General features: G+C 36.3%; 24 protein-coding genes. 10 read left to right on the plus strand and 14 right to left on the minus strand.

All coding sequences use genetic code 11. From position 1 onward, the window contains the following. The first annotated feature begins 749 nt into the window (after positions 1-749). Together HNS40_RS17560 and HNS40_RS17565 are read left to right on the plus strand one after the other, a co-directional pair. Positions 750-1,307 carry a fasciclin domain-containing protein gene (locus HNS40_RS17560; protein WP_216664190.1) on the plus strand — a complete coding sequence of 186 codons (558 nt, stop codon included), beginning with the start codon at positions 750-752 and terminating at the stop codon, positions 1,305-1,307. Positions 1,308-1,799: 492 nt separating this feature from the next. Then, complete coding sequence (locus HNS40_RS17565) at positions 1,800-5,702, plus strand: endonuclease (RefSeq protein ID WP_172283294.1); 3,903 nt, start codon at positions 1,800-1,802, stop codon at positions 5,700-5,702. Positions 5,703-6,189: 487 nt separating this feature from the next. Here the strand turns inward: HNS40_RS17565 and HNS40_RS17570 are convergent, their stop codons facing one another. Beyond that, positions 6,190-6,822 (minus strand): NUDIX hydrolase, encoded by a 633-nt coding sequence (locus HNS40_RS17570; protein ID WP_172283296.1) that lies wholly within the window; start codon positions 6,820-6,822, stop codon positions 6,190-6,192. Positions 6,823-6,882: 60 nt separating this feature from the next. Here HNS40_RS17570 and pyrE point away from each other — a divergent pair, with 60 nt between their 5' ends. Both pyrE and HNS40_RS17580 read left to right on the plus strand, forming a co-directional pair. Then, the gene (gene pyrE / locus HNS40_RS17575) at positions 6,883-7,524 is read left to right on the plus strand and encodes an orotate phosphoribosyltransferase (protein WP_172283298.1); all 642 of its coding nucleotides are present in this window, start codon (positions 6,883-6,885) and stop codon (positions 7,522-7,524) included. 6 nt (positions 7,525-7,530) lie between these two features. Beyond that, positions 7,531-7,929, plus strand: coding sequence for an SRPBCC family protein (locus HNS40_RS17580; RefSeq protein WP_172283300.1), 399 nt, complete (start codon positions 7,531-7,533; stop codon positions 7,927-7,929). Between the two features lie 160 nt (positions 7,930-8,089). Here HNS40_RS17580 and HNS40_RS17585 read toward each other — a convergent pair whose 3' ends face one another. From HNS40_RS17585 to HNS40_RS17605, 5 genes are all read right to left on the minus strand, one after another. Beyond that, positions 8,090-8,824 carry a biotin--[acetyl-CoA-carboxylase] ligase gene (locus HNS40_RS17585; protein WP_172283302.1) on the minus strand — a complete coding sequence of 245 codons (735 nt, stop codon included), beginning with the start codon at positions 8,822-8,824 and terminating at the stop codon, positions 8,090-8,092. A 1-nt stretch (position 8,825) separates the two neighbouring features. After that, positions 8,826-9,683: an energy transducer TonB gene (locus tag HNS40_RS17590; protein ID WP_172283304.1), complete on the minus strand. Its 858-nt coding sequence runs from the start codon at positions 9,681-9,683 to the stop codon at positions 8,826-8,828. 5 nt (positions 9,684-9,688) lie between these two features. Then, positions 9,689-10,099 (minus strand): biopolymer transporter ExbD, encoded by a 411-nt coding sequence (locus HNS40_RS17595; protein ID WP_172283307.1) that lies wholly within the window; start codon positions 10,097-10,099, stop codon positions 9,689-9,691. 14 nt (positions 10,100-10,113) lie between these two features. Beyond that, positions 10,114-10,836 carry a MotA/TolQ/ExbB proton channel family protein gene (locus tag HNS40_RS17600; RefSeq protein WP_172283309.1) on the minus strand — a complete coding sequence of 241 codons (723 nt, stop codon included), beginning with the start codon at positions 10,834-10,836 and terminating at the stop codon, positions 10,114-10,116. A 326-nt stretch (positions 10,837-11,162) separates the two neighbouring features. Then, complete coding sequence (locus tag HNS40_RS17605) at positions 11,163-11,732, minus strand: manganese efflux pump MntP family protein (protein WP_172283311.1); 570 nt, start codon at positions 11,730-11,732, stop codon at positions 11,163-11,165. 180 nt (positions 11,733-11,912) lie between these two features. Between HNS40_RS17605 and HNS40_RS17610 the strand changes: the two genes are divergently transcribed. Then, positions 11,913-13,223, plus strand: coding sequence for a bifunctional lysine ketoglutarate reductase /saccharopine dehydrogenase family protein (locus tag HNS40_RS17610; protein ID WP_172283313.1), 1,311 nt, complete (start codon positions 11,913-11,915; stop codon positions 13,221-13,223). A 59-nt stretch (positions 13,224-13,282) separates the two neighbouring features. Further along, positions 13,283-14,617, plus strand: a complete 1,335-nt coding sequence (locus HNS40_RS17615) for a saccharopine dehydrogenase family protein (protein ID WP_172283315.1) — start codon at positions 13,283-13,285, stop codon at positions 14,615-14,617. A gap of 36 nt (positions 14,618-14,653) precedes the next feature. Here HNS40_RS17615 and HNS40_RS17620 read toward each other — a convergent pair whose 3' ends face one another. Beyond that, a complete protein-coding gene (locus HNS40_RS17620; RefSeq protein ID WP_172283317.1) occupies positions 14,654-14,890 on the minus strand; it encodes a hypothetical protein in 237 nt (78 codons plus the stop codon). A 308-nt stretch (positions 14,891-15,198) separates the two neighbouring features. On the opposite strand from HNS40_RS17620, the gene HNS40_RS17625 reads away from it, so the two are divergent. Continuing rightward, a complete protein-coding gene (locus HNS40_RS17625; protein ID WP_172283319.1) occupies positions 15,199-15,570 on the plus strand; it encodes a hypothetical protein in 372 nt (123 codons plus the stop codon). Positions 15,571-15,599: 29 nt separating this feature from the next. Here HNS40_RS17625 and HNS40_RS17630 read toward each other — a convergent pair whose 3' ends face one another. The 4 genes from HNS40_RS17630 to HNS40_RS17645 form a co-directional block, all read right to left on the minus strand. Further along, the gene (locus tag HNS40_RS17630; protein ID WP_172283321.1) at positions 15,600-16,925 is read right to left on the minus strand and encodes a carbohydrate porin; all 1,326 of its coding nucleotides are present in this window, start codon (positions 16,923-16,925) and stop codon (positions 15,600-15,602) included. Positions 16,926-17,087: 162 nt separating this feature from the next. Further along, complete coding sequence (locus HNS40_RS17635; RefSeq protein ID WP_172283322.1) at positions 17,088-19,088, minus strand: sugar-binding protein; 2,001 nt, start codon at positions 19,086-19,088, stop codon at positions 17,088-17,090. Between the two features lie 16 nt (positions 19,089-19,104). Further along, a complete protein-coding gene (locus tag HNS40_RS17640) occupies positions 19,105-20,253 on the minus strand; it encodes a DUF819 family protein (RefSeq protein ID WP_172283323.1) in 1,149 nt (382 codons plus the stop codon). Between the two features lie 53 nt (positions 20,254-20,306). Next, a complete protein-coding gene (locus tag HNS40_RS17645) occupies positions 20,307-20,612 on the minus strand; it encodes a hypothetical protein (RefSeq protein WP_172283324.1) in 306 nt (101 codons plus the stop codon). A gap of 237 nt (positions 20,613-20,849) precedes the next feature. Between HNS40_RS17645 and mnmE the strand changes: the two genes are divergently transcribed. From mnmE to HNS40_RS17660, 3 genes are all read left to right on the plus strand, one after another. Beyond that, positions 20,850-22,250: a tRNA uridine-5-carboxymethylaminomethyl(34) synthesis GTPase MnmE gene (gene mnmE, locus HNS40_RS17650; protein ID WP_172283325.1), complete on the plus strand. Its 1,401-nt coding sequence runs from the start codon at positions 20,850-20,852 to the stop codon at positions 22,248-22,250. Positions 22,251-22,504: 254 nt separating this feature from the next. Next, a complete protein-coding gene (locus tag HNS40_RS17655) occupies positions 22,505-22,867 on the plus strand; it encodes a helix-turn-helix domain-containing protein (RefSeq protein ID WP_172283326.1) in 363 nt (120 codons plus the stop codon). A 3-nt stretch (positions 22,868-22,870) separates the two neighbouring features. After that, entirely contained in the window at positions 22,871-24,214 is a 1,344-nt protein-coding gene (locus HNS40_RS17660; RefSeq protein ID WP_216664191.1) for a site-specific integrase, read from the plus strand. 260 nt (positions 24,215-24,474) lie between these two features. Here HNS40_RS17660 and HNS40_RS17665 read toward each other — a convergent pair whose 3' ends face one another. The 3 genes from HNS40_RS17665 to HNS40_RS17675 form a co-directional block, all read right to left on the minus strand. Continuing rightward, the gene (locus HNS40_RS17665) at positions 24,475-25,590 is read right to left on the minus strand and encodes a DUF6371 domain-containing protein (protein ID WP_216664192.1); all 1,116 of its coding nucleotides are present in this window, start codon (positions 25,588-25,590) and stop codon (positions 24,475-24,477) included. A gap of 6 nt (positions 25,591-25,596) precedes the next feature. Then, entirely contained in the window at positions 25,597-25,962 is a 366-nt protein-coding gene (locus HNS40_RS17670) for a hypothetical protein (RefSeq protein ID WP_172283327.1), read from the minus strand. Between the two features lie 123 nt (positions 25,963-26,085). Continuing rightward, positions 26,086-26,769: an AAA family ATPase gene (locus HNS40_RS17675; protein WP_172283328.1), complete on the minus strand. Its 684-nt coding sequence runs from the start codon at positions 26,767-26,769 to the stop codon at positions 26,086-26,088. Positions 26,770-26,889 lie beyond the last annotated feature (120 nt).

Consider the following 26,889-nt stretch of genomic DNA (forward strand, 5'->3'; position numbering starts at 1 on the left):
TAAAAAAGGCTATAATTTCAATCTACACTAAATATTATGCCTTGTGAAGCAAAACATCAATTCATATTTGCTACTCTTTAATCCGAACTCTTTATTCTGATTCTCCCCATAAAAATTAACATGAGCCAGTAAAACTAAAGGTACGTGTTTAATCAGAGTGTAAAATATTTCGTATCTTTGTGATGTACAACGTGTTCATGGTAATATCCGAAGGTAAAACTATCAACATAAATATTTTCACCTATATCATAATAGATTCTAATCTATATCATAATCAATTTCGATATACATCATAATGGACTTTCACCTAGGTCATCATTTCAACTTCTAAGCTTCTTTTTACTTATTGATGCTTTGCTTTTCTTAAAACAATAGGCTGTATTTAGAAAACTTAAAAAGAAATTAATGCCTTATAATCCAGAAGTCACATTGATTATGTATCGGCATTTACCATTTCAAGAGCAAAATAGTTTAAAGAGCTTTTCCTGTATACTTGGCATAAATGAACAATTCAAAAGAATGATCAAGGCATCATGGATGAAACTTGATTTGCAAGGTCACCAAAGCAATATCATCATTTTTTCTCATATTTATCATAATTGATCACAATTAGCATTCAGAAATCATTTTGTTTAACAATATGTTAATTTAATTAAACATAATATTTTTTTGTCTAAGTTTGCATCGTAATCATTAAACAAATAAATATTCTTTTAGAAATTTATAAATAATAACAAAAACATAGAAAAATGAAAACTTTAAAACTAAACACCACACTAAGAAACATGATGACATTAATCGTTGTATTAACTTTCAGTTTCTCAAGTACCATGGCAAAATCTCCAGCGAAGGCCACAAAAACTATCGTTGAAATTGCTGTTTCCAATGATGACTTCAGCATTCTTGTTGAGGCATTATCAAAAGCAGAATTAGTAGACGCCTTAAGTGCTGATGGACCATTTACTGTATTTGCTCCAACAAACGAAGCCTTCGAAAATCTTTTTAATGAACTTGGAGTAGATGGGATTACTGACTTAACTAAAGACCAGTTGACACCTATCTTATTGTATCACGTTGTAAGCGGTAATGTAATGGCAGCTTCTGTTAAATCAGGTGATGTTTCTACTCTTAATACTGATGCCCAGTTGATGGTTAATGCGTCTTCTAAAGGAGTTAAAATCAATAAAAACTCCAACGTTGTTTCAACTGATATTATGGCAACCAATGGTGTTATCCACGTGATTGATGCTGTTTTAGTACCCGCTGAGAAAACTAAAGCTGCTAAATCAAGTGGCGGTGGATGCTAATAAACTAAGCTCTTTTCTTAAATAAGCGAAATATTTATCCTACAATAATTTAGATTAACCTATTAAAATGCCATCCTCAAATCGGGGACGGCATTTTTTTTTGCACACCCATTGAATCAACATGATTCTGATGAGCTTTCGCAAAATAATACTACTCAAAACAAATTTCCTTAAAAAAAGATTCTTCACATCATTGCATTTCGTTCAAAATGACAGTGTATTATCAGGTGATAGAGAGGTAGAAGGGTTTTGCTTTTGCTATGTCAAAAGCAAAGCCCTTTCTTGTGTTCATTTGTCAATATATCAGTCATTACGATTCGTAGCGTTAAGTCTTTAATAATTATAAGGACGCTATCATTCTCAAGCCTTTAATCTTGAATTTCTCCATAGGCTCAGTAATACCATTAGAAAAGCTATTGATATATGTATTATATTTGGCGCCCTTTAGTGAAAAAAATCATATTTAAATAAAGAATAAATATTACCAAAAAAATGAGAAAAACACTTTTAACACTAATGGTCACTGTGGTTTCCCTGAGCCTTTTTGCTCAAATCCCAAACGGCTATTACGATGATGCTCAAGGCCTTTCGGGAGAAAGTTTAAAAACAGAGCTCTATTATATCATCAAAGATCACGATTCACAATCCTATAGCTCCCTATGGACCCATTATTACACAACTGATGATAAACCCAATGGAAAAGTTTGGGATATGTATTCCGATGTTCCTGGAGGTACTCCTCCTTATGAATTTACCTTTGGTAGCAACCAATGCGGAAGCTATGGTGACGAGGGCGATTGCTATAATAGAGAGCACTCCTTCCCTAAAAGCTGGTTTGATGATGCCAGCCCTATGGTAACCGATATATTCCACATTGTACCTACTGATGGTTATGTGAATGGAAAAAGAAGCAATTGGCCCTTTGGTGAAACCAATAGCCCTAGCTGGACCAGTGAAAATGGCTCTAAAGTGGGTAGCTGTAGCTATCCTGGCTATAATGGAACCATATTTGAACCTATCGATGCCTATAAAGGCGATTTTGCGCGTATCTATTTTTATATGGCCACACGTTACGAAAACCTGATTGCAAATTGGGAGAATAATTCATCTAATTCAGATGCTGCCTTAAATGGTACCTCCTTCCCTTGCTACGAAGAATGGTATTTAAACATGATTCTAGAATGGCATCAAAACGACCCCGTCAGCCAGAAAGAAATAGATAGAAATAACGACATTTACTACGAAGTTCAAGGCAATAGAAATCCTTTTGTAGATCACCCAGAATGGGTAGCCCTCGTTTGGGGCGGAGTTCAAGCTCCTGCCATTAGCAATGTATCTTATGCTCCACAAGTACCGGAGGAAAACGAAACCGTTTCAGTTAGTGCTCAAATCACCGATGATGGAAGCATTATTACGGCTCAACTTCTTTGGGGCCTTAACTCATCTAGCTTAAGCAATACGGTGAATATGAGTGCCAGTGGGAATAACTATTCCGCTCAAATTCCTGGTCAATCTGCCGGACAAGAAGTCTATTTTAAGATAAAAGCTACAGATGATGAAGCCAATACTTCTTTATCTAGTGTTTATAATTATCAAGTAGCTGAAAATGCCGGCTTTATCTCCCTCCCCTTTACTGAAGATTTTAATGATGAAACATTGGGTATCTTTCTAGATGTAAGCGTGACCGGTGCTGAACTCATTTGGCATAATGATGATTATCAAGATGCATTCTATGCAAAAATGTCAAACTATAATGGTACAGACAACACCGAAAATGAAGATTGGTTAATTACTCCAGCCATTAATTTCAATGGCTATACCAACGAAAAGCTGAATTTTAGCTCTGCCATGAAAGACTATGATGATAATAATTGCTTTCTCTATTTAATGTATTCCACCAATTACTCTGGAACAGGAAATCCCAATAATGCTACCTGGATAGACATCAGCAACTTAGCTAACTGGTCCGATGGAGATTACACATGGACCGCTTCTGGAGAAATCAGTTTGGCATCCATTACTGGGAGCCAGGTGTATTTAGCCTTTAAATACGATTCTCAAGCAGGTTCTGGTAAGACTTGGCAAATAGATGATGTAAGTATCACTATTGATGGAACTTCAAACACCCCCCCTCAAATTACTAATCTTACCCACAGCCCCAATATCCCTGACGCCAACGAAGCCGTTTTGATTAGCGCTACAATTATAGATGATGGTAGTGTAGCTTCTGCTCAAGTAAAATGGGGCTATAGCAATTCGAATTTAAGCAATACAGTAAACATGAGTGCTTCGGGGAATACTTATTCTGCTCAGATTCCTGGTCAAGCAGCAAGTACAACTGTTTATTACAAAGTAATCGCAACTGATAATGAATCAGCTGTTGGGGAAACTACTGTGGCATCATATACGGTGACTGCGGCTTCAAACACCCCTCCTCAAATTTCTAATGTAAACCACAATCCTAGCCTTCCAGAGATTAATGAAGTAGTTATGGTAAGTGCTATTATTAGCGATGATGGAAGTATTAGCCTTGCTGAAATATTCTGGGGATTCACTTCCAGCAGCCTAAGCAACCAAGTAAACATGACAGGAACAGGAAGCAACTATACAGGTCAAATTCCTGGACAAGCAGAAGGACAAACGGTTTATTATAAGGTAAAAGCTACTGATAATGATAATGCCACTAGTGAAAGCAGCATTATGAATTATACAGTTGCCAGTGCCACCAACAACCCTCCTCAAATTAATAATTTGACGCACACACCCGGTGCTCCAGATGAGGCTGAGCCTATTAATATTACGTGTAATATTATTGATGACAATGCAGTTGCTCAAGCTATTATTTTCTATGGACCTAGCTCTTCTTCCATGAGTACTCAAGTGAATATGATGGCTTCCGGAGATGACTATTCTGGTACTATTCCAGGGCAGAATGAGAATGCGACCATCTATTATCAAGTGAAAGCTATTGATGATGAAGATGCTTTTAGCCTAAGCGCCATTCAGAATTTCACTGTAAATGAAACAATAAATACTCCACCTGTTATTAACACTGTAAGTTTTAGCCCAATAGAGCCAATAGAAGCGGAGGAGGTTACTGTAACAGCAAATATTACTGATGATGATGCTATTGAGTCTGCGTTGATATTATGGGGAGTAAGCGAGTCAAACATGAGTAATATAGTCGCCATGAGTAATGCTGGCAATGCCTATTCTGGCATTATTCCAGGTCAAAACGAAGGCATCACTGTTTATTTTAAAGTTCAAGCTTTCGATAATGATAGCGATATGACAGAATCAACTACTTATCAATACTACATTGAGATTACAAGCAACGAATTAACATTGCCCTTCATAGAAGGTTTTGAATCTGATGACCTAGGTGTTTTTAGTGAGTATAGCGTTAGCGGAGAAGAAAACACCTGGCATATAGATGATTATGATGACAACCTTTATGCTAAAATGTCTAATTATAATGGAAGTGAAAATCTAGAGAATGAAGATTGGATGATAAGTCGTCCTATTAATTTCGATAATTATAGTGGAGAGGTATTAAACTTCCGCAACTCCATGAAAGACTATTCTGATAATACTACTTTTATCTATGTTAAATATTCTACTGATTATGACGGAAGTAGCAACCCAAATGAAGCCAACTGGACCGACCTAAGCGCTTCAGCAAACTGGTCACCCGGAGAGTACGAGTGGGTGGAGTCTGGTGACATCGACTTAAGTATTATCAATGGTACCAAAGTATATTTGGCCTTCCAATATGTTTCGGAGGATGGCACTGGAAAAACTTGGCAAATTGACAATGTGAGCGTTACTTTAGGCGGTGCCAATTCTGCACCAGTGATTAGCAATATTAGTCATAGCCCAGACGAACCATATCAAACAGATGATATAGAAGTTTCTGCACTTATTACGGATGATGGAAACATAGAAAATGCAGAAATCCAATATGGCAACTCCCCTACTCAAATGACTCAGATTTCTAATTTATCGGGTTCTGCAGATAATTATTCTGGTACAATTCCTGCTCACAATGCTGGACTAACTATCTACTATAGGATTATGGCAGAAGATAATGATGGAGTGGTTTCGTATTCTTCCATCTATAATTACTATATTGATTTATATGATGGAGTTCAAACTATCAAGCAAGCAAATTGGACGGTGTATCCAAACCCAGCAAATCAAATGATTAAGATTACTTCTACTTTCGATAAAGATGTTCAATTGATGATTTATCACAGTTCTGGTAAATTGGTTTTAGAGACTCAATCCTATATATTAAACTCTGATATTGATGTTTCTAACTTAGCACCTGGTATGTATTTTATCAGATTAATTGATAATACACAAACTGAAAGCTTAAACTTGATCATTAGATAATCTTTTAATACTGAAAACTAAATAAAATGCCATGAATACTATTTTGTATTTGTGGCATTTTTTTGGGTACTGGGTACTGGGTACTGGGGTTTCTAGGTTTTAGGTTCTGAGCTGGAGAGCTGTGAGAGCTGGAGACATAGGGACTTGGAGATGGGGAGAGCTGGAGAAGGTTTGATGTTCATTTGTTCCTGGTTCATGGTTCATGGTTATAGGTTAAAGTTCGATGCGGGATGGTAGAGCCTTAGATAATCCGCTAAATCCGTATCATCTGTGCACTATCTTCTTTGCGAGCGATTTTCCTTTGCTTTTTCTTTGCGTGAAATTTATTTTACTGTTGGTGCTGGGTGCAGGGTGCTGGGTACTGGGGACTTGGAGAGAGCTGGGGACTTGGAGAGCCAGAGAAGCTAAATACTAATGATTAACCGGTGCAAATCCGCTAAATCCGCTAAATCCGCGTCATCTGTGTTCTATCTTCAAAATTTTAAGTTTAGGCCAGCAAACCATCCTTCTCCACATCTGCAATTAAAAATTGGAGGGCAGGATAGGACTTGCAGATATATTCGTGCAAGGCATAATTAGGAACCCAGATGGCAGCCAATATATCCTCCTCCATTTGAGGAACTAGTTTACCTTTAAAATCACTTCGCATCAAATACCAATAGGTCTTTTTAATGATCCAATCTTGATGGAAAGAATAGATATGATAGGTACAGGGCAATTGTGAAATTACTTCAGCAGAATCTATACCAGTTTCTTCTATCACTTCTCTTGTGGCTCCATCGCCAATACTCTCATTTGCTTCAAGATGACCTTTGGGGAAATCCCATTTCCCAAAGCGATGAATCATCAATATTTCCGACTTATAATTCTTCACAATACCGCCTGCAGCAGACCAAACTTCAAAATGAGAAGCAAATTTCTGAAAGGCCTCCTCAGTATCTGTATGATTCACCCAATAGTTTGCAGCAATACGATTTGTTTTAATCTGATCTATAATTTGAGGAAGTTCTAACAAGCTTATGGTTTGAAAATCAGCATAAGTCGGCTTCATGTTAGGAAGTTCCTGCTTTTGTCCAAAAAAAATTAATCTGTTATTGATAAAAACTTTATAGTTTTGCATACAATTTGAGAAGAAATATTTAGTTATAGAATTAAGTTCACACAAAAATAGCGAATAATAATGCAATTAAAAAACGACGTAGCAGAAAATGTTGCTAAATTACTTTTACAAGTCAAAGCAGTTAAGTTAAGCCCAAACCAACCATTCACTTGGGCATCTGGCTGGAATTCACCTATATATTGTGACAATAGACTAACGCTATCTTATCCACAAATCAGAACTTATATCCGTCAGGAATTTGTGAAGATGATTAGTGAAGAAGTAGGACATATTGATATTATAGTAGGTGTGGCTACTGGCGGCATCGCTATTGGAGCCCTAGTAGCTCAAGAATTAGGACTTCCTTTTGCTTATGTACGTTCTGCCTCAAAAGCTCATGGTTTAACTAACCAAATAGAAGGTGTGGTAGAGTCTGGACAAAGAGCCGTGGTGATAGAAGATTTAATTTCAACTGGTGGAAGTAGCATGAAAGCTGTAGAAGCTTTAAGAGAAGTTGGTGTTAATGTAAAAGCCATGATAGCCATCTTTAATTATGGTTTCGAAGTGGCGCAAAAGCGTTTCGACGATGCTAAATGTAGGATGATGAGTTTATCAAACTACGATGCTTTAATAGAATTTGCTATGGCCACTGATTATATTCAGAAAAGCGATTATGCCAGCTTAAAGAAATGGCGTGAAGCTCCTGATAAATGGAATAAATAAAACACTATGCATCATATTAAAAGTAAAACCATATCGGTGAGTGCATCTGCTCCTCGCGTTTACGACTTCATCTCCGATTTTAACAATTTGGAGAAACTCATGCCCGAAAAAGTAGTAGACTGGAAATCAACCATGACTACCTGTACCTTTACTATTCAAGGTATGGCCACACTAAATATGAAACAAGGCCAAAACAAAAGCAATGAGTTAGTACAAATGCTTGCTGATGGCAAAAATCCTTTTCAATACGATTTAAATACATTTATTGCAGCTCATGGAGAGGATGCTTCAGAAATATATCTTCAACTCAATGCAGACTTAAATCCAATGTTAGCCATGATGGCAAAGAAGCCTTTAGAGAACTTTGTGAATATTTTGGCTGAAGAGTTATCCAAGCAGTTTTAGACTGCTTTATTATTCTCCTACACCCTATTTTTAATGTTTTAATGATTGAATGTTTTAATGATTGAATGCTCTTCAATTAATAGCATATAAGCTATAGTCTAAGGTACTTTATTCTATCCAGCTCCCATTCATTGGAAGGAAAAGAATAAAAAAAGACAGTCTATAAGAACTTTACCTCTTTTAAATCATAAGCAATAGCTTCCAAGCCTTCTTCAGCCAGCAATAAGCGACCAAATTCATCTACACCTAAAATCTTAGCCTTGATGATACCCTTTCCTACTTTATAGGAACAATACTCATCTCGTTGGTATAAAAGTTCATGATAATCGGAAATGAGCTTCTCCGGCTTTCTTTGGAGGAGTCTATACTTCTTCATTAGAGTAGTAATCAAACCATGGAGCTCCTCTAGAGGTTCGTATTCGGCAGGTTTGAGCTGAACGAGAGAAATGGGATTGGGTGCATCAGAGGTGAATATTTCCTGATTGATATTTAATCCAATACCAAACATAGATTTGGATAGATGATTACCCGCAATGGCATTCTGTATCAGAATACCTGCTATTTTTTTTTTACCCACATAAATATCATTGGGCCATTTTATTTTGACTTGTTTTATGCCCTTGCTATTTAAATAATCAACAATAGAAAGCGATACCCACCTACTCACTTGGAAGGTATCTGCGGCCTCTACAAAATCTGGAAATACAATAGAACTAAAAAGTATATTCTTGCCGGCTTCACTTTCCCAAACATTGGTATCTTGTCCTTTTCCTTTGGTTTGGAAATCGGCAGATACGGTATGAAAGTCAGATAAATTTACTTTAGAAGAAAGCTCCCATAAAGTTTCATTGGTCGACTCCATCACTTCCAAATGCTGATGAAGAAAGCTAGGCATATTAGTTGAGTTTGATAAAGTTATAAGTAATACTTCCCTTTTGAACTTCAGCGGCATCCACATCTGGAGTAAACTTGGCTTTTAAAGCTGCTTGCCGTGCCATATTCCTCAATTTGATATCCGTTACATTGGTTCCTTTTTGCATCACTTCAGCGCGGGTAACTTCCCCCATCTTGTTGACCCATATACTCACCACTACTTTTCCTTGATCATCAGAATCGTAATTAGGCTTAGGTAAACTCTTGGCTTTTCTGTTTCCTAGGTTAAAAGAGATACCGTTTCCTTGTCCGCCTAATCCATCGTATCCGCTAGAGTTTGGATCCCCTGTCACTTTACCTTTATCTCCAGCCTCTTGTTCGGGTCCTTCACTGCTATCTCCTGTTTTACTTTTTTTACCAGTATACATCAATCGTGGATCTACAACAGGTTCTGGTTCTGGCTCAGGTTCTATTTTCTCTGGAACATCAACAGGTTTCTCCACCACTTTTTCTTCTACCACTTCTGGTTTATCCTCAGGTATTTCTTTTGGTTCTTCTTGCTTAGGCTTTTCAGGCTTTTCCGCTGGTTTTTCCTGTATGGCAGGGGCTTCATCGGAGATTTGATCTACAATCTCTTCTTCTTCCTGTGCGGCAGTTTCTTGCACTGGAACTGGCGTTGGTGCCTTAGGCTGTTCTATCGGTAATTGTCTCTGCTGATTCCCACTACCCACATCTGAAAAACCTAGATTTACTTCAACACCCTCCTCCTCTGGTAAGGGCAAGGGAGTAGAAAGTCCTAAGAATATAAGGACAATCAGAAGCAAAGTATGGAAGATAATGGCTCCAATTATTGCGCGTATTCTATCTTTCTTTTCCGACATTCAATCTATTTTGGTTTGGTAGCCAATATGACTTTATGCTTGGTTAACCGTCCTTTATTAATTTGGTTTACAGCATCTATCACCGTTACTACATATTGAACAGGAACAGATTTATCGCTTCTAAGTACTACTGTTCCTTGGTCGTATACTTGCAAAGCTTGTGCCAAAACACTTTCTAAATTTTCATCCTCTACCCTACGCTTCTCCAAATAAAAATCGAATTGATCATTAATATAAATGGTCACATTTTGCTTCGACATGGTTTTACTACTGCTACTTGGCAATAATAGTTTTATGGCGTTGGGGCTTATCAAAGTGGAGGTGATCATAAAGAAGATCAACAGTAGAAAGACCAAATCTGACATACTGGTGGCATTGAACTCAGCTTTACGTTTATTTCTTGATTTAATAGCCATTTTTTTCTTTTTAATTATGCTGCTGGTTCGTTCAATACATCCATGAACTCGCTTGATTTAGCTTCTAAAAGAAAAACCAATTTGTCCACCTTAGCTACTAAGATATTATACAAAACATAAGCTATAATACCCACTATCAAACCTCCAACAGTAGTAATCATGGCTTGATAAATACCACTAGATAATAACTGAATATCAATATTGTTTCCTGCCATTGACATATCATAAAAGGCGATAATCATACCTATTACCGTTCCCAAGAAACCCAACATAGGTGCTGTACTGGCAATGGTAGCCAGCATAGAAACATTTTTTTCTAACCTGCTTACTTCCAAATTACCTACATTTTCAATAGCCGCATTAATATCGTTTAAGGGCTTACCAATTCTAGAAAGTCCTTTTTCTATCATTCGGGCCATGGGTGTGTTTTCTCTTTTACATAATTCTTTGGCAGTATCAATTTTTCCTCCATGAATATTATCGCGGATGATATTCATAAAGTTTTTGTCTTCTTTAGAACTGCGTGTAATTATTAAATATCTTTCGATGAAAATATAGATAGAAATAATAGACATTACTCCCAAAATAGCCATAATCCACCCACCTTTCATCACCAGGTCTAGAATGCTTACAGACAGCTCACCCGCCTCACCATTCATCATTGCATTAGCGGCATTTAAACTATCTGCCACCACATTGGCTTGCGCCATATTCTGTAAAAGAATCATTATATTCATGTTTATCAATTTTGGTAATAAAATTACTGATAACATTTAGCTCCTATATAAATTAATTGTTCTTTTTTAAACAGAGCTATGTTAATAGTAAAACTGATATTTAGGCTAAATATTGTTGGATTCGGATGAATGCTTTGCTTGCCAATAATTCAGAAATGTTTAGAAATATGTTTTGATTCGATGACTGTAATATTATTCTGCTTCCAGTTCCTTAATTGATTAATCCTGCATGGCAAAAGCAAACAAGACACACTACTAAACCCTGAATACCAAAAAGATTAAGAAACTAACAAAACATTTACTTTAAGTATATTTAGCCTAACACTTTAAGCTAAAAGGGTATGTTCAATTAAGATTTTCAAGCCAATTCCTATCAAGAATAATCCTCCTATTATTTCCATTCTTCCTCGTGTTTTTGCTCCAATGGATTTTCCCATTCTCAATCCTATCATAGAAACCAAGAAAGTCACCACTCCTATGATAAATGCAGCAGAGAAAATTTCTATCTCAAGAAAGGCAAAACTAATTCCTACAGCTAAAGCATCAATGCTTGTAGCTATAGATTGACTGATGAGTTTTGGAAAGCCTAGTTTGAAATCATCATTGATTTTTAATTCATCGGAAGATTGTATTCCTTCATATATCATCTTCCCACCAATAAAACCTAATAAAATAAAGGCCAACCAATGATCTATGCTTTTAATTTCATTCTCAACTAAACTACCACCCCAATAGCCTAAAACGGGCATAGCCGCTTGAAAGAAGGCTAAAAAAAGCGCAATATAAACGGCACTAAAAAACCTTAACTTGGGCATCATCAATCCATTAACTATGCTCACCGCAAAGCTATCCATACTCAATCCCACTGCAATAATTATAATACTTACTAAATCCATTATAAAGATTTTAAGGCTTTATTTAATTGAAGCGCAAAACTATAATTTTTTTGAGAATCTTCACCTATTTATTAGTTGTGCAAGAAATACTGAAATATTCCGGAATACCCTACAAACGGTCTAAAAAATTTATAAGTTTGCTAATCCTAAATCAATGAAATTCAAAACTAGCACAAGACAATGAAAAACAAGACTTTAGCAATACGCCACGAAGATAAATATTTGATGGAAAGAAGAACAGCCATCACTCCTGCTCATGCCAAAAAACTGATTGACAAAGGCTTGGACATCCTAGTTGAGAAATCAGAAAAGAGAATATTTACTCATGATGAATATGAGGATGTTGGGGCTAAGGTTGTAGAAGATATCAGCTCAAGCAAGGTGATTTTTGGTGTTAAAGAGATGCCAATGGAAATTTTTGAGGATAATAAGACTTATATTTTCTTTTCTCATACCATTAAAGGACAAGAATACAACATGCCTTTATTAGAGAGAATGATAGAAAAGAAGATCAACCTTATTGAATACGAAAAGATTGCTGATGAACAAAATAGAAGACTGATATTCTTTGGTCGATTTGCAGGTTTGGCTGGTATGATTAATAGTCTTTGGAGCTTTGGTTTAAGAATGAAAGAAAAAGGTTTTGACACTCCATTCCTTAAATTAAAGCAATCTCACAAATATGATTCTTTAGAGGAGGCTAAAAATGAGATTCAGTCTGTTGGTGAAGAAGTAAAAAAGTATGGCTTACCAAAAGAAATTGGGCCAATGATTATTGGTATCACAGGTTATGGAAACGTAGCGAAAGGAGCCATGGAAATTGCCGACTTATTACCAATATCTGAAATTACTCCAGAGGAATTAGCAGCTATAGACCAAAAAGAATTGGATTTCAACAATCAATTATATAGAGTCATATTTAAAGAAGAGCATATTTCAAAACTCAAAGATGGTAGCGGAAATTTCGAATTACAAGACTATTATAATCATCCTGAAAAGTATGAGAATAACTTTGAACAATATGTTCCTCATTTAACTATTCTGATGAATTGTATGTATTGGGACACCAACTATCCAAGAATTATAACTAAAGCTTTCTTAAAAGATTTATATGCCAAAGGTGAACCCAAGCTAAAAGTTATTGGAGATGTAACTTGTGACCCTGATGGTAGTATTGAGGCTACCCATATTGGAACTGAAATTCAAGATCCAATATTCGTATACAATCCAAAAACAGATAAACCCAAGATGGGTACTGATGGTGATGGTATCTTGATTATGTCTGTAGATATTCTTCCTAGTGAACTTCCAAGAGATGCTTCAATAGCTTTTGCCGATGCTTTGGTAGATTATGTAGAAGAAATAGTAACTTGTGATTATAGTGTTAATTATAATGAATTAGCACTTCCTGCACCTATTAAAAAGGCCTTAATTCTGCATAATGGAGAATTTACTCCAGAATATGAATATATGAAAAAATTTATTGAATAATAATATAAATACTAATGCAAGTACATTAAATAACTTGTGTTCAAACCAAAATAAAAAACATGCAAAAAATATTGATACTTGGAGCTGGTTTATCTGCCTCTTCACTCATTAAATATTTATTAGAACATTCGGAGCAATACGATTGGAAAATTAGAATTGGTGATTTATCTAAAGAAACTGCCGAACGTAAAATTGATGGACATGCCAATGGCGAAGCCTTCAAGTTTGATGTTTCCAACAAAGAACAATGTCATGAGGAGGTTGCTAAAGCTGATATCGTTGTCAGTATGTTACCCGCTAGTATGCACTTTACTGTGGCAGAAGCCTGTGTGGAGCATTCTAAAAATATGGTCACCGCATCTTATGTTTCTAAAGAAATTCAAGGCTTAAAAGAAAAAGCGCTTGAAAAGGACATCTTAATCTTAAACGAAATTGGTGTGGATCCTGGTATCGACCATATGTCGGCTATGCAGGTGATAGACAAGATAAGAGAAGGTGGTAGCGAAGTCATTGAGTTCTACTCGTCAACTGGTGGACTTGTGGCTCCTAAATACGATAACAACCCTTGGAATTATAAATTCACATGGAATCCTCGCAATGTGGTTTTAGCTGGACAAGGAAGCAGTATGTACATCAAAAGAGGACGATATAAATACATCCCTTATAATAAGTTATTCGATAGAATCATACGCACCAATGTATTAGATTATGGAGAGTTTGAAATTTATCCAAACAGAGATTCATTAAAATATCGTGGAATTTATGGTTTAGACGATATTCCAAGTATGTATAGAGGAACCATGCGCCGCCCTGGTTTTGCTAAAGCATGGAATGTATTTGTACAATTAGGTTGCACTGATGATAGTTATGTGATAGAGGACAGTGCAAATATGACCTATCGCCAATTCACTAATTCTTTCTTAAAATATGAACCCAATATTCGAGTTGAAAAAAAATTAGCTGATTATGTAGGTATCACAGAAGATAGTGAAATCATGTATAAACTCCGTTGGTTAGGCATGTTTAAAGATGAAGTGATAGGTTTAGAAGCCGCCACTCCTGCTCAAATTCTTCAACATATCTTATTGCAGAAATGGGTGTTAGACAAAGATGATAAAGATATGATTGTGATGCAACACCGTTTTATCGCTAAAAAAGAGGGTAAAGAAAGAGAAATTATCAGTAGCATGGTGATTGAAGGTGATGACCAAGTACATACCGCCATGAGTATGACCGTAGGATATCCTGTTGCCATTGCAACGAAATTGATCTTAACAGGAAAAATCACTGCAAAAGGAGTTAAAATCCCAATTGATAAAGCCATCTACGAGCCCGTATTAGAGGAGCTAAAAGGATTGGGTATTCAGTTTATTGAAGAAGAACGCGACTTATAGTCTACAAAATAATTGAAATTAAAAAACCCGTAAAATTTACTTTTTACGGGTTTTGTTTATTCGTTCTAGTTCATATTTTCGATAGGATTCTGAATATAGAATAAAATTCCCCTTAATATCATTCTTATGGCCTATGTCATCTTTTGTAGGCAAAACTGTTGGTTTAGATAATCTATCAATAAAATCCATTATTCTTTCAACTGGACTTAGTTTTAAGAATTCCTCCTCTCTTCTTCTATTATTCTCTTCTTTTGATGCCAATGACAATTCCATAAATATGCTTTTTACAAAAAAAATCAATAATCATATATCAACATAAAATAATATAATAGGGGTCACTCTAAAAATTATGGGAAGCATCATTTTTCTTATTCAGTAATAATCTCGCTTGAGTTGGCTTTTTCTTTTACTCTTTTTCAAAAAAGTGTTCATTCTTATTAAGGTTGGTTTAAATACTAGTCAGAATGCTATCATGATACACTAAATTTAAATTAGCCTTCAAATATTTTTTTTAAATAAAACCTTTACCAACAAAATATCGGTAATTTTGACATTAATGAAATCACTTTAAGATACAAAATATGGCAAAAATAAAAGCAGATAGGAAAACACTGATCAGGTGGAAGATATATATAGATCGAGCAAAAATGTATATTGGTTATATTCAATTCCTTATGATTGCCTTCGTACTCTTAGAAGCATATAAAGACAGTTCAATGGGAAAACTGATATTTGATAATATGCTCATATCCATACCCATCATATTTTTAATCTTTATTATCCTATCCTTACTAGTAGGCAGAATAGATACCATACTGGGCTTAAGGGAAGAAGAACTACGTAACGCATCCTCCTCGAACCCTGTAATGAGGGAGATTTTGAAAAACATTGAAGAAGTAAAAGGAGAAGTACAAAAACTAAAATCCAGCATAGAAAAAAAGGATGAAATATAAGTTGCTTTTAAAAATACATGAATAAATCCCTACCACCAAGCTTCCATCTGCAAACCAAAGGAGAAACCATGGTTCTGATCAGGAAAAGAATAAGTAGCAATTTTTCCTATATAACTATCTGTCCAAAAAGCGTAGGTGACATAGGCTCGTATGGCTGGCCTACTGAGGATTTTATTAAGCGGCGAAATTTGTGGTGCTATGGTCATCTTTAATAAAGAACCATCCTCTAAACCCGATTGGCTGGTATAATCGAAGCCAAAATCCCCGACTAAAGAAAAATACCTTCCGAAATGATAAGAAGGTCTGAAACCTATCGACAGCCAATCTAATTCATTATTCATGTCCTGACCATTATCAAGCTTCTGATACAAAACCAAAGCCATCATTGAAAACTTAGGATTAAAGTCGATTTGAAAATCATTCAAAGCTCGAAACCTACTCATAGACTCAATACTCACTGGTACTCCAGCCTCTATGCTCATTCCCATAGGTTGCTGAATGGTGGCTTTATAATTTTCTGCCGCCCCGCTGCCATAAAAAACATTTATCCTATTTCTTCCACTTGTAAAAGGCAATTCATGAAATACCCCAATGGAAAAGCCATTACTACTTTCTACTGAATAGTTACCATTCTCAGAAACAATGGAGTCCCCTTTGAAGTTCGAAAAATCTAAGGTAAATCCAATGCTCCCAAATCCTATCTCTATATCATAAATACTCAAGTCGAACGTGGTTTTATTGAATGAAAACTGATTTTCAGGTTGAACATTTCCATTGGAGCTCAGTTCGTCGATAGAGCCTCCTAAAAAGGCAAATGATAATTTGGCCGCTTTACCCAATTTCACATTTTCCACTCCTCCTCCAAACCCACTCATATCTCGATACCAAAAATCGATTAAATGGGCATCATGTCTATCATAAAACCGTTGACCTGCCCAAAACGCTAAATTCTTATTTTTCTTAAAAAGGCCATTGGCCCTAACATAGGCCTCCCTAACAGAGGTGGTGGTCACAAAATCATTACTCTTACTCGTTGGCGTCACAAATGCCAAACGGAGATTGGTTTCAAACTTGGCTTTATTCTCATCTTCTATGGTATATCTGAAGAGGGTTTCAATATAAGCTTCTGCTTCGTTTCCCAATCTATACTTGGCTTCCGAGTTATAAGCCTTAAAAACATCTTGTGGTCCACCTTCTCCATCTACTCCAAATCCAGAGCGTAAATAACCATAGAAACCAAAATTATCGGCATTCTGCGCCTGAATATCTTCTGATTGGAATAGGAATACCGATACAATAAGGCTAAATATTAAAATCGAGCATCCTCTAATTGACTTGTTTTTAATAAAATACATAATAATAATTTGATGGCTAAATGATAAGGCAATTTACGAAAAATTTGGAAATGAACGATACTGGGTGCTGGGTACTGGGTACTGGGTGCTGGGTGCTGGGTGCTGGGCTTGGAGAACAGTCCAACTATTCAAGCATTCAAGCATTAACTCATTAAATCAATACTACTCCACCCACAGCCCCTGCTTTTTAATGGCCTTACGAATGGCCTTTTTATGGTGTTCTTTCATTCCCCAATAATCGAAGAATGAAATACCGCTTGCTCCTCCTTTAAAGGCAGCCGATATACTTTTTGTCAATTGTTTTTCTTCTTTACAATCCACTAAATATAATCCACAGAAGATATTTTGATGAGGGAAATACTCTCGACTAACTTCCATTCGCTTTTGTATCCAATCGGTTCCTGCTTCATAAAAGCCATTATAAACCATAGGGAAATAGGCATCGAGATTCCACTTTCCCCAGTCTTGCCTAACCATGGTTCTCGACATATTTGGGTCTGGAAAAACAGCTGCTGTTAGTTGAATTTCTTTACTAGAGAATTGATGAGCCAAACCATTTACAATTCCAGTAACCTGATCCATCCTAAATTGCTGCCACAGAGAATCGTGAGCATAATCGGGAATTGATTTGGGATTCTTCCCATATTTCATCTCAAACTTTCTGAGCATTTCGGGATGATAACCATAATCAAACGCTGGCAAAATATCATCTTGAATCAAATCGTATTTGGGCAATAAACCCGAAGGAAGAAAAACATCCACATAGCGAATATAATCCAGATGTATCCCATCGATGCCTTCTATTCTTCGTAATTCATTTACCTTATTCTCAATAAATTTCTTAGTTTCTGGTAATGCAGGACACATAAACTTATAATAGCCCACATAGGCTTGTTCTTCTGCTAAAGACTTTCCCAAAACATTAACACTCATCAATTCTGCTGGGGCATCTCCCCTATTCATGGCCCACATCCAAATATGCAACTGCAATTCATATTTCTTGGCTAAAGGAACGAGCATTCGAGCCGATTCGGAGGAGGTACTTAATAATAATCCCCGAATACCCATATCATTAATCTCCTCAAATATAAGCTCCCATTCTGCATAAGAAAGTTCTTTATGGCCGCTCATCCAAATCCAGAACTTTGGTGTCTTTTTATCCTTTTCTAACCAAACCCTCCCCTTCTCGTTGACCCTCCATACCTGCCCACCAACTTCTTTTTGAAAGATGGTCCGATATCCTTGAGAAAGCATTTCGACACCCTCCTCTTTTCCTGGCCAAGTATCAGAATAGGATTGATGTCTCTTCCAATATGCACGTTGAAAATCATAAGCCTGCATGAGACTTAATCTGACACCCCACTCCTGCTCACTCATGAATGCTATTTCAGGATTTTCCTCATCCTCAAAATAACATTGCCCCCAATATTCTGGTCTATGAATATTAATTTGCCATGTTGGCGACCACACCCAATTGTCTTCTCGCTGTTTCTTCTTCACATATTTTCCATCCACTATATTTGTTTGCCATTGCACTCTACTAAAGTTTACATTCCAAACGTCGCCAGGCTCTATGTTTCCAGTCAATTGATGAATAGGAATAGCTATCTCTATGGTCCAAGCAGAATCCACATTTCCGCTAGGCTCATTTAAACTTCCAAGAATATGAATCTCATGTTGCAATCCTTTACAATTCCAGGCATTATCAGGAGTAACAGAATCTCGATAGGGCTGATCTAAATATAAATCCCATTTCTTATTCAATGCATTAAACTCAAACTCAAAATAATGATGATGATCGCGATTTACATCAATAAAAACTTCAAAATCATTATCGTAATACATGACTTTCTCATCCTCCTCAATATGCGCCCAAATATGATTCTCCTCCAAATAAGCCGCAATAAATAATAGGCTATCACTCCATAACATCTTCATCTTGGTAGGCTGATTGGGCTTTGGAAATTCTGGGCCTTGAATATCTTGAAATTCACCAGACCATTCTACCCTTTCCCATGCTGACTCATCAATAATTCCATCAATTATCATTTCAGAAGAATTTACTTTCTGACTGATAAAATGAGGTGGCCTTTGAATATCCTGAGAATAAACTTTGGATACTAATATACTGAATACAATGAGGAGGAATACGATTTTTTTCATTTCAGAGAATTGAATCTTATAAAAACTGAAGAATTTCACCTACAATAAATCCCAGATAATTCCCTACGGCATAACCTATTAAACCAACTGTAATCCCTGGCACCAACATATTTCTATTATTGATGACACTACTAACTACAGGCACAAATGGTGGGCTACAGATTAATGCGGTGGAAGTTATCATTAAGGTATCCACATCGGTTTTGGTAAAACGACTGATGATACTTTGTAAGGCTAAGGAACCAAAAATCACAAAGGCAGGGTAATAAATCAGGTCTAGGCTAGCAGATACCAATTCTTTCAAATTGACCATACTGGCCACAGAAACACTGAATACTAAAATGAAATACATACCCAAATCGAAGGATTTATCTATTTTATTCACCCCCGGAATAAAAGTGGCTGAGAGCGCCAAAGTACTTAAAGACAATATGACGACAATCATAAAATACTCCTCAGGCAATAGACTGGCTAATCCTGCCGAAATAGCCAAAATCAACACCGCCAAGCCAAATACTTTTGTCAAAGGCCAAAAGGAATTGCGATTAAATATTTTATCGAAAACCTCCTCTTCGTCGGCATAAACTTCTTTAACTCCTTCTGGATGTTTGAATGCTGGTAGAAACAACCTAAAAAACTTCTGGCCAATGGTAATCAAGAATAAAAAGTATAAAGTTGAGAAAACCATATCATAGGAATGTACCACCAAATAGGTTTCATTGGATACATCGAGCATGGCTTTTAAGGAAGCCAAATTGGGAGTTCCTCCAGTATACACACCAATCAATAAAGCACCCACTTTCCAAAAGCCTTCATCTTCTTCAGGTTTAAAAAGAAAGTAACCAATAAACACCATCAATACTACACTTATCAAACCAACAATCAAAGCCATAAAAGTAGGACCCGCCAAACTAAACCATTCTTTTATCTTGGTGGGAAACAATAGAAGTGGAATGGCAATGGGGACAGAAGCACTGGTCATAATATCTTGAATCTGGGCACTTCCTTCGGGCAAAAACCCTAACAAACTCATGGCAATCCCTATTCCGTAGGCTACTACAATAGAGCCTAATTTTTTAACGATGGAAGATTTTTTAGTAAGATATAGGATAATTGCTGGTGCGAGTAAATAAAAAAGTCCTAAGAGTATTAAAGATATATCCATAAATAATATTTGCGCTAAAATAGGAAAAATTGATTGTTCGGCAATATTTTATATCATCCCACAAAAGCCGATTTATGCCATATCACTTCCTTGAAAATCAATTTTTCCCAGACCCCAAGGGGAGCTTGATTTCCAAGGAGTCCAGCTTTAAATATTAGGATAAACGTTGTTTTATCATCTATGGTAATCAGCCTAACCTGCTCCATCGGATTTGCAATCGATGACATCAGCATCTCATTTTTTATAACCGGATTATAAATTCGCTCTAGCTTGGTTTTATACCATATCACTTCCTTGAAAATCAATTTTTCCCAGACCCCAAGGGGAGCTTGATTTCCAAGGAGTCCAGCTTTTATCATAAGAATAAGCTATATTTTATCATCTGCGTTAATCAGTGTAATCCGCGTCCGTCAGGGAAATCCATGAACGCTATTTTTCTTTATTTGAATGAAATCGCAATACAATAATACCTAGTTTATTGTTTTTTTTGTTTGCCCCAAACCCTAAAGCGAGCAAAAAAAACTAAACATAGCATTTTCCTGAAATCAATGTTCCAAGCTATGCTGAAAATGAATATTTTTGTAAAAAATAAGCTCATGTTACAGAACCTCATCAAGCAAGATACTATTTGTGCTCCAGCTACGGCTGCCGGAAGCGGTGCTATTGCTGTTATTCGTGTTTCGGGTCCCCAGGCTTTTGATATTGCCGATGAAATCTTCACAGCCTACGATGGACTTAAAAGTCTAAAAGATGCCAATGGATATACCATTCATTTTGGTAAGATTGCTACAAAAGAACAGATTATTGATGAAGTATTGGTGAGTGTTTTTAAGAATCCGAAATCCTATACCGGCGAAGACTCTTTGGAGATTTCTTGCCATGGTTCCACTTATATTCAAGAGCAAATATTAGAACTATTAAGAGCCAATGGCTGTAGATTTGCCGATGCTGGTGAATTTACCATGCGCGCTTTTATGAATGGTAAGTTCGACCTTTCACAGGCCGAAGCTGTGGCCGACCTGATTGCTTCCAATTCTGCATCCTCCCATCAAGTGGCTATGAAACAGATGAGAGGAGGCTTTTCTCATCAGATTAAAGAACTCCGAAAAGAATTAGTGGATTTTGCTTCCTTGCTAGAGTTAGAGCTTGACTTTAGCGAAGAAGATGTTGAATTTGCAGACAGAGGAAAGTTTTACGAGCTATTGGCGAGAATTAAAGGAGAAGTTCAGAAACTCATTGCCTCTTTCAAACTGGGTAATGTGATGAAGCATGGAATCCCTGTAGCTATTATTGGAAAACCAAATGCCGGAAAATCCACCCTCCTCAATAGGATTCTTCAAGAGGAAAAAGCCATTGTCTCTGATATTCCCGGTACCACTCGTGACGCCATTGAGGATACTATTATTATAGATGGCTTTGCTTTTAGGTTTATAGATACGGCTGGATTAAGAGATTCCTCCGATAAAATTGAAAATATAGGCATAGAGAAAACCTATGAGAAGATCAATCAGTCCCAGGTAATACTCTATGTTTGTGATATGACCAAATCTTCACCGGAGGAGCTCAAGGAAAGCATCGCCGATTTCCAGGAGCATATTGACGACGAAAACAAACAATTCATCATCATAGGAAATAAGACGGACGAGTTGGAGAGTCTTCCCTCCCACTTCACCGACTATGTAGATCTGGAAACCATTTTCATCTCAGCCAAGCGCAATGAGAACATCCACCTCATCGCTGAGAAGCTGGTCAAAAGTGTTAAGGAGCTCAATCTTCAAGATTCCACCATAGTGACCAATGCCCGCCACGTAGACATCCTCCACAAGGTAGAAGAAAGCATCCTACAAGTAGAACAAGCTTTAGACAACGAAATCCCCACCGACCTCATCGCCATCGATATCCGTATGGCTTTACATTATTTGGGTGAGATTACTGGCGAAGTAACTACTGATGAGTTGTTGGGGAATATTTTTGGTAAGTTTTGTATCGGAAAGTAACTCGTGCAAAACCAACAAATAGCCATTCTATAACAAAAACCTACATCCCTTTGATAATAGGGTATTTAAATACCCTATAAATATAGATTAACTTTGCAGAGTTTATTATCAGTTACGATATTATTTGTACCTTTGCTGTACCTCAATATTAAAGGTACAAATATTTAAGACCTTTGGCGAAATTATGGCACACCTAGTCACACTATGACACATCCTGTCATAACTAGACACTAGTTGGCACAAACAGACTAACAATGAGTAGTAATATTAAGATAAAACGCATTTGTCAGCACTGTAGTAATGAGTTTACTGCTCAAACAACAGTAACCAAGTATTGCTCCTTGAAATGTGCTCAGAGAGCCTATAAGTTGAGGAAAAAGGCCGAAAAGATCTCCATATCTAATGAGGAAACAATAGCCATCAAAAACAAGCCTATAGAAGAAATCAGGGCCAAAGAATATTTAAACATAAACGAAGCCTCTACCCTATTAGGAATTAGTAAAAGAACTCTTTACAGGCTGATTGCAAGCCAAGAATTACCAAAAATAAAGATAAGAAACCGAACAGTCATTGAAAGAGCTGAAATAAACCATTTTTTGAAATCATCTAAAATATAAGGCATGGGAATTAAAGTTAAGCTAAGGCAAAAACCAATTTCAAATGACAGGATGAGTCTATACTTAGATTTTTACCCTGCCATAATAGAACAGGAATCAGGTAAGCTTACCAGAAGAGAGTTTTTGGGCTTCTATGTATTTATAGATAAAACTGAGCTAAAGAAAGAAATAGATGATCTCAAAAAAGAGCTAAACAGAACTAAGACAGATTGTTTTAACTGTAAGGATGATGACAAAAACAAAGTACAAGTAAAGATTGAGAAGCAAGAAAAGGTCATTGACACTATGATTAAGACCTATAAAAGATTAACTCCTCTCAACCCATTCCAAAAACAGCAAAATAACGAAACTTGGCGTATTGCTAAAAGTCTAAGGCAGAAGAAAGAAAACGAGCTGAATAAACCAGAAATCTATAGTGAACATGAAAAAGAACTGTTACGGAAAAAGGAGCTTGGCGAAAAATGCTTCGTTGAATACTTTGAGAAATTAGCTAACAAAAGGAAAGCATCCAATTATGATAACTGGATGTCAGCATTAAATTATTTGAAAGACTATACTGGCGGTAGAATCAAGTTTCGCGAACTCAATGTGGAATACCTCGAAGGCTTCCAAACACACCTTTTGACAATTAAAAAGCGTAAAAGCGATAAACTCAAACTTTCGACAAATTCGGCATCTTCCTATTTCAACAAAGTAAAAGCTGCTTTAAAACAAGCCTATAAGGAGAACCTCTTACAATACGATTTGAATAGCAAAATCCCATCCATCAAACCTGAAGAAACACGAAGAGAACGCCTAAGTCTAAAGGAACTGAATGAGCTTGTAAAAACACCCTGCAATAATGAATTGTTAAAAAGGGCTGCTTTATTCTCAGCATTGACTGGATTACGCTTCTCAGATATTCAAAAAATGACTTGGAAAGAATTAGAATACATTAAAGATGAAGGTTACTTTCTCAATTTCAGCCAAAAAAAAACCGAGAGCATAGAAGTTCTCCCAATTTCAGACCAAGCTTATAGTATGCTAGGAGATCCAAGTGACCCTGATGATTTGGTATTCGATGGATTAATCTACTCAGCCTATGAGAATAAACACCTTTACCAATGGATTGGGGCAGCTGGAATAACCAAAAACATAACATTCCACTGCTTTCGCCACACGTTTGCAACCCTCCAATTAACCATGGGAACAGATATTTACACTGTTTCTAAAATGCTAGGACATAAAGACCTGAAAACTACTCAGGTTTACGCAAAGATTGTGGATGAGATGAAGCGAAAGGCTGCTAATAAAATCGTACTTAAAAATTTAAGTGAAGAACCTCGGGGCAAGCCCACAAGGCATTAATATCTACAAACAATAAACTCAATATTATCCAAGAAGAAACAATTATTGACTGCTGGGAGAATAATAATTGTGAGCAATTCAGCTAACACCCAAACGAAATCAGACACCAATTTATTGGACATATCATCAAAGGCTCAATTATGATTTAGGAGATGTCACAAACTAATGGGTCACAGTAATATTCAGACAACTCAGAATTACTTGCGTTCATTTGATAGTGAGACTAAGAAGCAATTCTCCAAGTCTATGATGGATTTTAGTTAAGCTGCGGGAACATTTCTGATTCTTCGTTCAAATTTTTCTAAAGCTGCTATTTCCATGTCGCATTTGTCATGTGATTGACTCTTGTCATTCCTAAATACTCTCCAATCCTGCTTTATCAGGTAGTCTGCCAAATCAAGTCCATTCTCCCTTTCATCATTAGATGCAAATTTTTCAAGTAGATCACTCACTACAAATTTCGTGTTAGGAAGCCTCATCTCAAACTCTCTTGACTTGTTTAACCATTCATTATAGGTTGCTCCATCAGAGGATAAGTCAGGAAAGACAATTACATTTCTTCCTTTTAGAACCTCCACCTTCTCATAAGAATAACTGCTTTTATTATAGACAGCAAGCCATAGCAAATCAGAAGGATTATCAGGCAAACCAAAATATAAACTGCCAATTACTGCTGTTTTAGGAGCCTCTACAAGGGCAATCGTATAAGCTGGATACCTAGTCAATAAATGCTCACCAAACAGACAGGAAACCTTTTTATCAGCCATTAAATAAGCTTGGAGCCAATTAGGCAATGACTTACTTTCTTGAACGTAATGTTTTTTTAGCATAGAGTGCAAAAAATCTGTTCCAATAGTATGATTATCATCATTAAACTGCTTAACCTGTATTGCTCGGATATTGTTTTCAACGTCGATAAATGGTAGGGTGACTGCACTAGCTCTATAGCCACTTCTTATAGTTCCCAGATAATACAACGAAATTACCTCCTCAATATCTTCTACTAGAAAAGGATAGGATATGTTTGTGAGGAGGTTTTGAATGAAAACATTTTCTTCATAATCACTTAATAACCTTTTAAGAATATCGTAAGGAATAACTCCATTAATAGGTCTCTTCTCATCTAAATAACCATTATTTCTATTCTTACCAAGTGAACCTGATGAATAAGGTTCTACATAATTATTTTCCGAATAACCATCCTCATAAGGATTTAAATGATAGGAGCACTTACTTTCTCTATCACATCTTCCGTAAATCATAGGTAAGTATTCCTGAGTTTCGATATTTACATACCTGACAAACTTTTTCTTGCCACAATTAGCACAGGTGAACTTAGCACTTCCTTTATCCAATATGTATTTATACTCCATCATGACCTCCTAATTACTCATCAACCTTTTAATTTCAAGTAAGAGTTCTGGACTATTATTAATAACACTCCTCATACTATTTGTTTTCAATCCTTTGTTTGTGAACTCGAAATAGATAGCACTCCAGGCCATTGGATCAGGAGGGATGCTCCCATCTTGCATTCCTCTCAGAAAACTTTGATACCCAATCACTAAATTCAATCCTGCTAGGTTTTTAAAACTATTAATAATTATCTCAACACTTCTCAGGTTTTCTAAGACTTTATCTTCTTCAACACCTACGTATGTTCCCTTGCTTAATTCTCCAATGGTCCACTCGTATAAATCTGATGGCTGCATCCAACCTTTTCCGTTCATATTTCTCAATCTTATCATAATATTTTCTTTTTTATATCAAATCCCACAAACCCAATATCACACTGGACATCAGTATTATTCACTGAATATTCACTGAATATTCAATATTCAATTCCTTAGGGGCGAATAATGAATAATTCACTAATCCTTTAATATTCTACTTACTTTTGCTTGTGATATACTCAATTCTCTTGCTATCTCAGTCTGAGTTTTTCCTTCATCTTTCAACTTCTTTACGGCCTCCTTTTCCACAATATTGCTACCAGGCTTTAGATTATTATAAGGCACTCGCTCTTCTGTCATGGTAAATTGAAGATTTTCATCAAACAGCATAACAAAACTTTCCGTCTTGTATTCATTGGGCAAATAATTGCCCTTGACAATACACAGGTGTTTTTTGTCAGAATAGATCAAGTCATTACGTAATTCAATAACCAATCTCATTTTTGCTTCAAACCCTTGCGAACCCAGAAGATTATGTTTGCTAGGAGCTAACTCTTCAGTCCGTTTTCCCGTATGATGCAGAAAAATAATTAAACACTTATGCCTTTGAGCCAGTTGGCTATACTCATTAAGAAAGGTTCTGACCTGATTGGTGTCATTCATACTTTTACCGTAGATATCAGTGAATGCATCAATTACAATTAGATCAACTTTTGAAACTTTTAATTGCTGATCTAATTTCTCAACTAGCTCATGTGTATCAAATATGAAAGTTAAGTCCTGAAAGCTTTCGTTTGGGAGTCGTCTGTCTATATTAGCCTTATTAAGCAAGAATGAAATTGCATAATCGTCATCTTCAGTACTTACATAAATAGGGGTCAAGAACAAAACCTGGGGGGATGAGCTAAAATGTTATACTTTTGAAAAAAAGAATCACATCAATTATGCAAAATGATTTGGCTATTATGAGTTTGTTTTTTCCAGAAGGCATGCTCGACTATT

The sequence above is a fragment of the Lentimicrobium sp. S6 genome (assembly GCF_013166635.1).
Classification (GTDB): domain Bacteria; phylum Bacteroidota; class Bacteroidia; order Bacteroidales; family UBA12170; genus UBA12170.

Excerpts from the sequence above, each read along its gene's own strand:
- HNS40_RS17560 (WP_216664190.1), top strand. The coding sequence starts at position 750 with ATGAAAACTTTAAAACTAAACACCACACTAAGAAACATGATGACATTA.
- HNS40_RS17565 (WP_172283294.1), top strand. The coding sequence starts at position 1,800 with ATGAGAAAAACACTTTTAACACTAATGGTCACTGTGGTTTCCCTGAGC.
- HNS40_RS17570 (WP_172283296.1), bottom strand. The coding sequence starts at position 6,822 with ATGCAAAACTATAAAGTTTTTATCAATAACAGATTAATTTTTTTTGGA.
- pyrE (WP_172283298.1), top strand. The coding sequence starts at position 6,883 with ATGCAATTAAAAAACGACGTAGCAGAAAATGTTGCTAAATTACTTTTA.
- HNS40_RS17580 (WP_172283300.1), top strand. The coding sequence starts at position 7,531 with ATGCATCATATTAAAAGTAAAACCATATCGGTGAGTGCATCTGCTCCT.
- HNS40_RS17585 (WP_172283302.1), bottom strand. The coding sequence starts at position 8,824 with ATGCCTAGCTTTCTTCATCAGCATTTGGAAGTGATGGAGTCGACCAAT.
- HNS40_RS17590 (WP_172283304.1), bottom strand. The coding sequence starts at position 9,683 with ATGTCGGAAAAGAAAGATAGAATACGCGCAATAATTGGAGCCATTATC.
- HNS40_RS17595 (WP_172283307.1), bottom strand. The coding sequence starts at position 10,099 with ATGGCTATTAAATCAAGAAATAAACGTAAAGCTGAGTTCAATGCCACC.
- HNS40_RS17600 (WP_172283309.1), bottom strand. The coding sequence starts at position 10,836 with ATGAATATAATGATTCTTTTACAGAATATGGCGCAAGCCAATGTGGTG.
- HNS40_RS17605 (WP_172283311.1), bottom strand. The coding sequence starts at position 11,732 with ATGGATTTAGTAAGTATTATAATTATTGCAGTGGGATTGAGTATGGAT.
- HNS40_RS17610 (WP_172283313.1), top strand. The coding sequence starts at position 11,913 with ATGAAAAACAAGACTTTAGCAATACGCCACGAAGATAAATATTTGATG.
- HNS40_RS17615 (WP_172283315.1), top strand. The coding sequence starts at position 13,283 with ATGCAAAAAATATTGATACTTGGAGCTGGTTTATCTGCCTCTTCACTC.
- HNS40_RS17620 (WP_172283317.1), bottom strand. The coding sequence starts at position 14,890 with ATGGAATTGTCATTGGCATCAAAAGAAGAGAATAATAGAAGAAGAGAG.
- HNS40_RS17625 (WP_172283319.1), top strand. The coding sequence starts at position 15,199 with ATGGCAAAAATAAAAGCAGATAGGAAAACACTGATCAGGTGGAAGATA.
- HNS40_RS17630 (WP_172283321.1), bottom strand. The coding sequence starts at position 16,925 with ATGTATTTTATTAAAAACAAGTCAATTAGAGGATGCTCGATTTTAATA.
- HNS40_RS17635 (WP_172283322.1), bottom strand. The coding sequence starts at position 19,088 with ATGAAAAAAATCGTATTCCTCCTCATTGTATTCAGTATATTAGTATCC.
- HNS40_RS17640 (WP_172283323.1), bottom strand. The coding sequence starts at position 20,253 with ATGGATATATCTTTAATACTCTTAGGACTTTTTTATTTACTCGCACCA.
- HNS40_RS17645 (WP_172283324.1), bottom strand. The coding sequence starts at position 20,612 with ATGATAAAAGCTGGACTCCTTGGAAATCAAGCTCCCCTTGGGGTCTGG.
- mnmE (WP_172283325.1), top strand. The coding sequence starts at position 20,850 with ATGTTACAGAACCTCATCAAGCAAGATACTATTTGTGCTCCAGCTACG.
- HNS40_RS17655 (WP_172283326.1), top strand. The coding sequence starts at position 22,505 with ATGAGTAGTAATATTAAGATAAAACGCATTTGTCAGCACTGTAGTAAT.
- HNS40_RS17660 (WP_216664191.1), top strand. The coding sequence starts at position 22,871 with ATGGGAATTAAAGTTAAGCTAAGGCAAAAACCAATTTCAAATGACAGG.
- HNS40_RS17665 (WP_216664192.1), bottom strand. The coding sequence starts at position 25,590 with ATGATGGAGTATAAATACATATTGGATAAAGGAAGTGCTAAGTTCACC.
- HNS40_RS17670 (WP_172283327.1), bottom strand. The coding sequence starts at position 25,962 with ATGATAAGATTGAGAAATATGAACGGAAAAGGTTGGATGCAGCCATCA.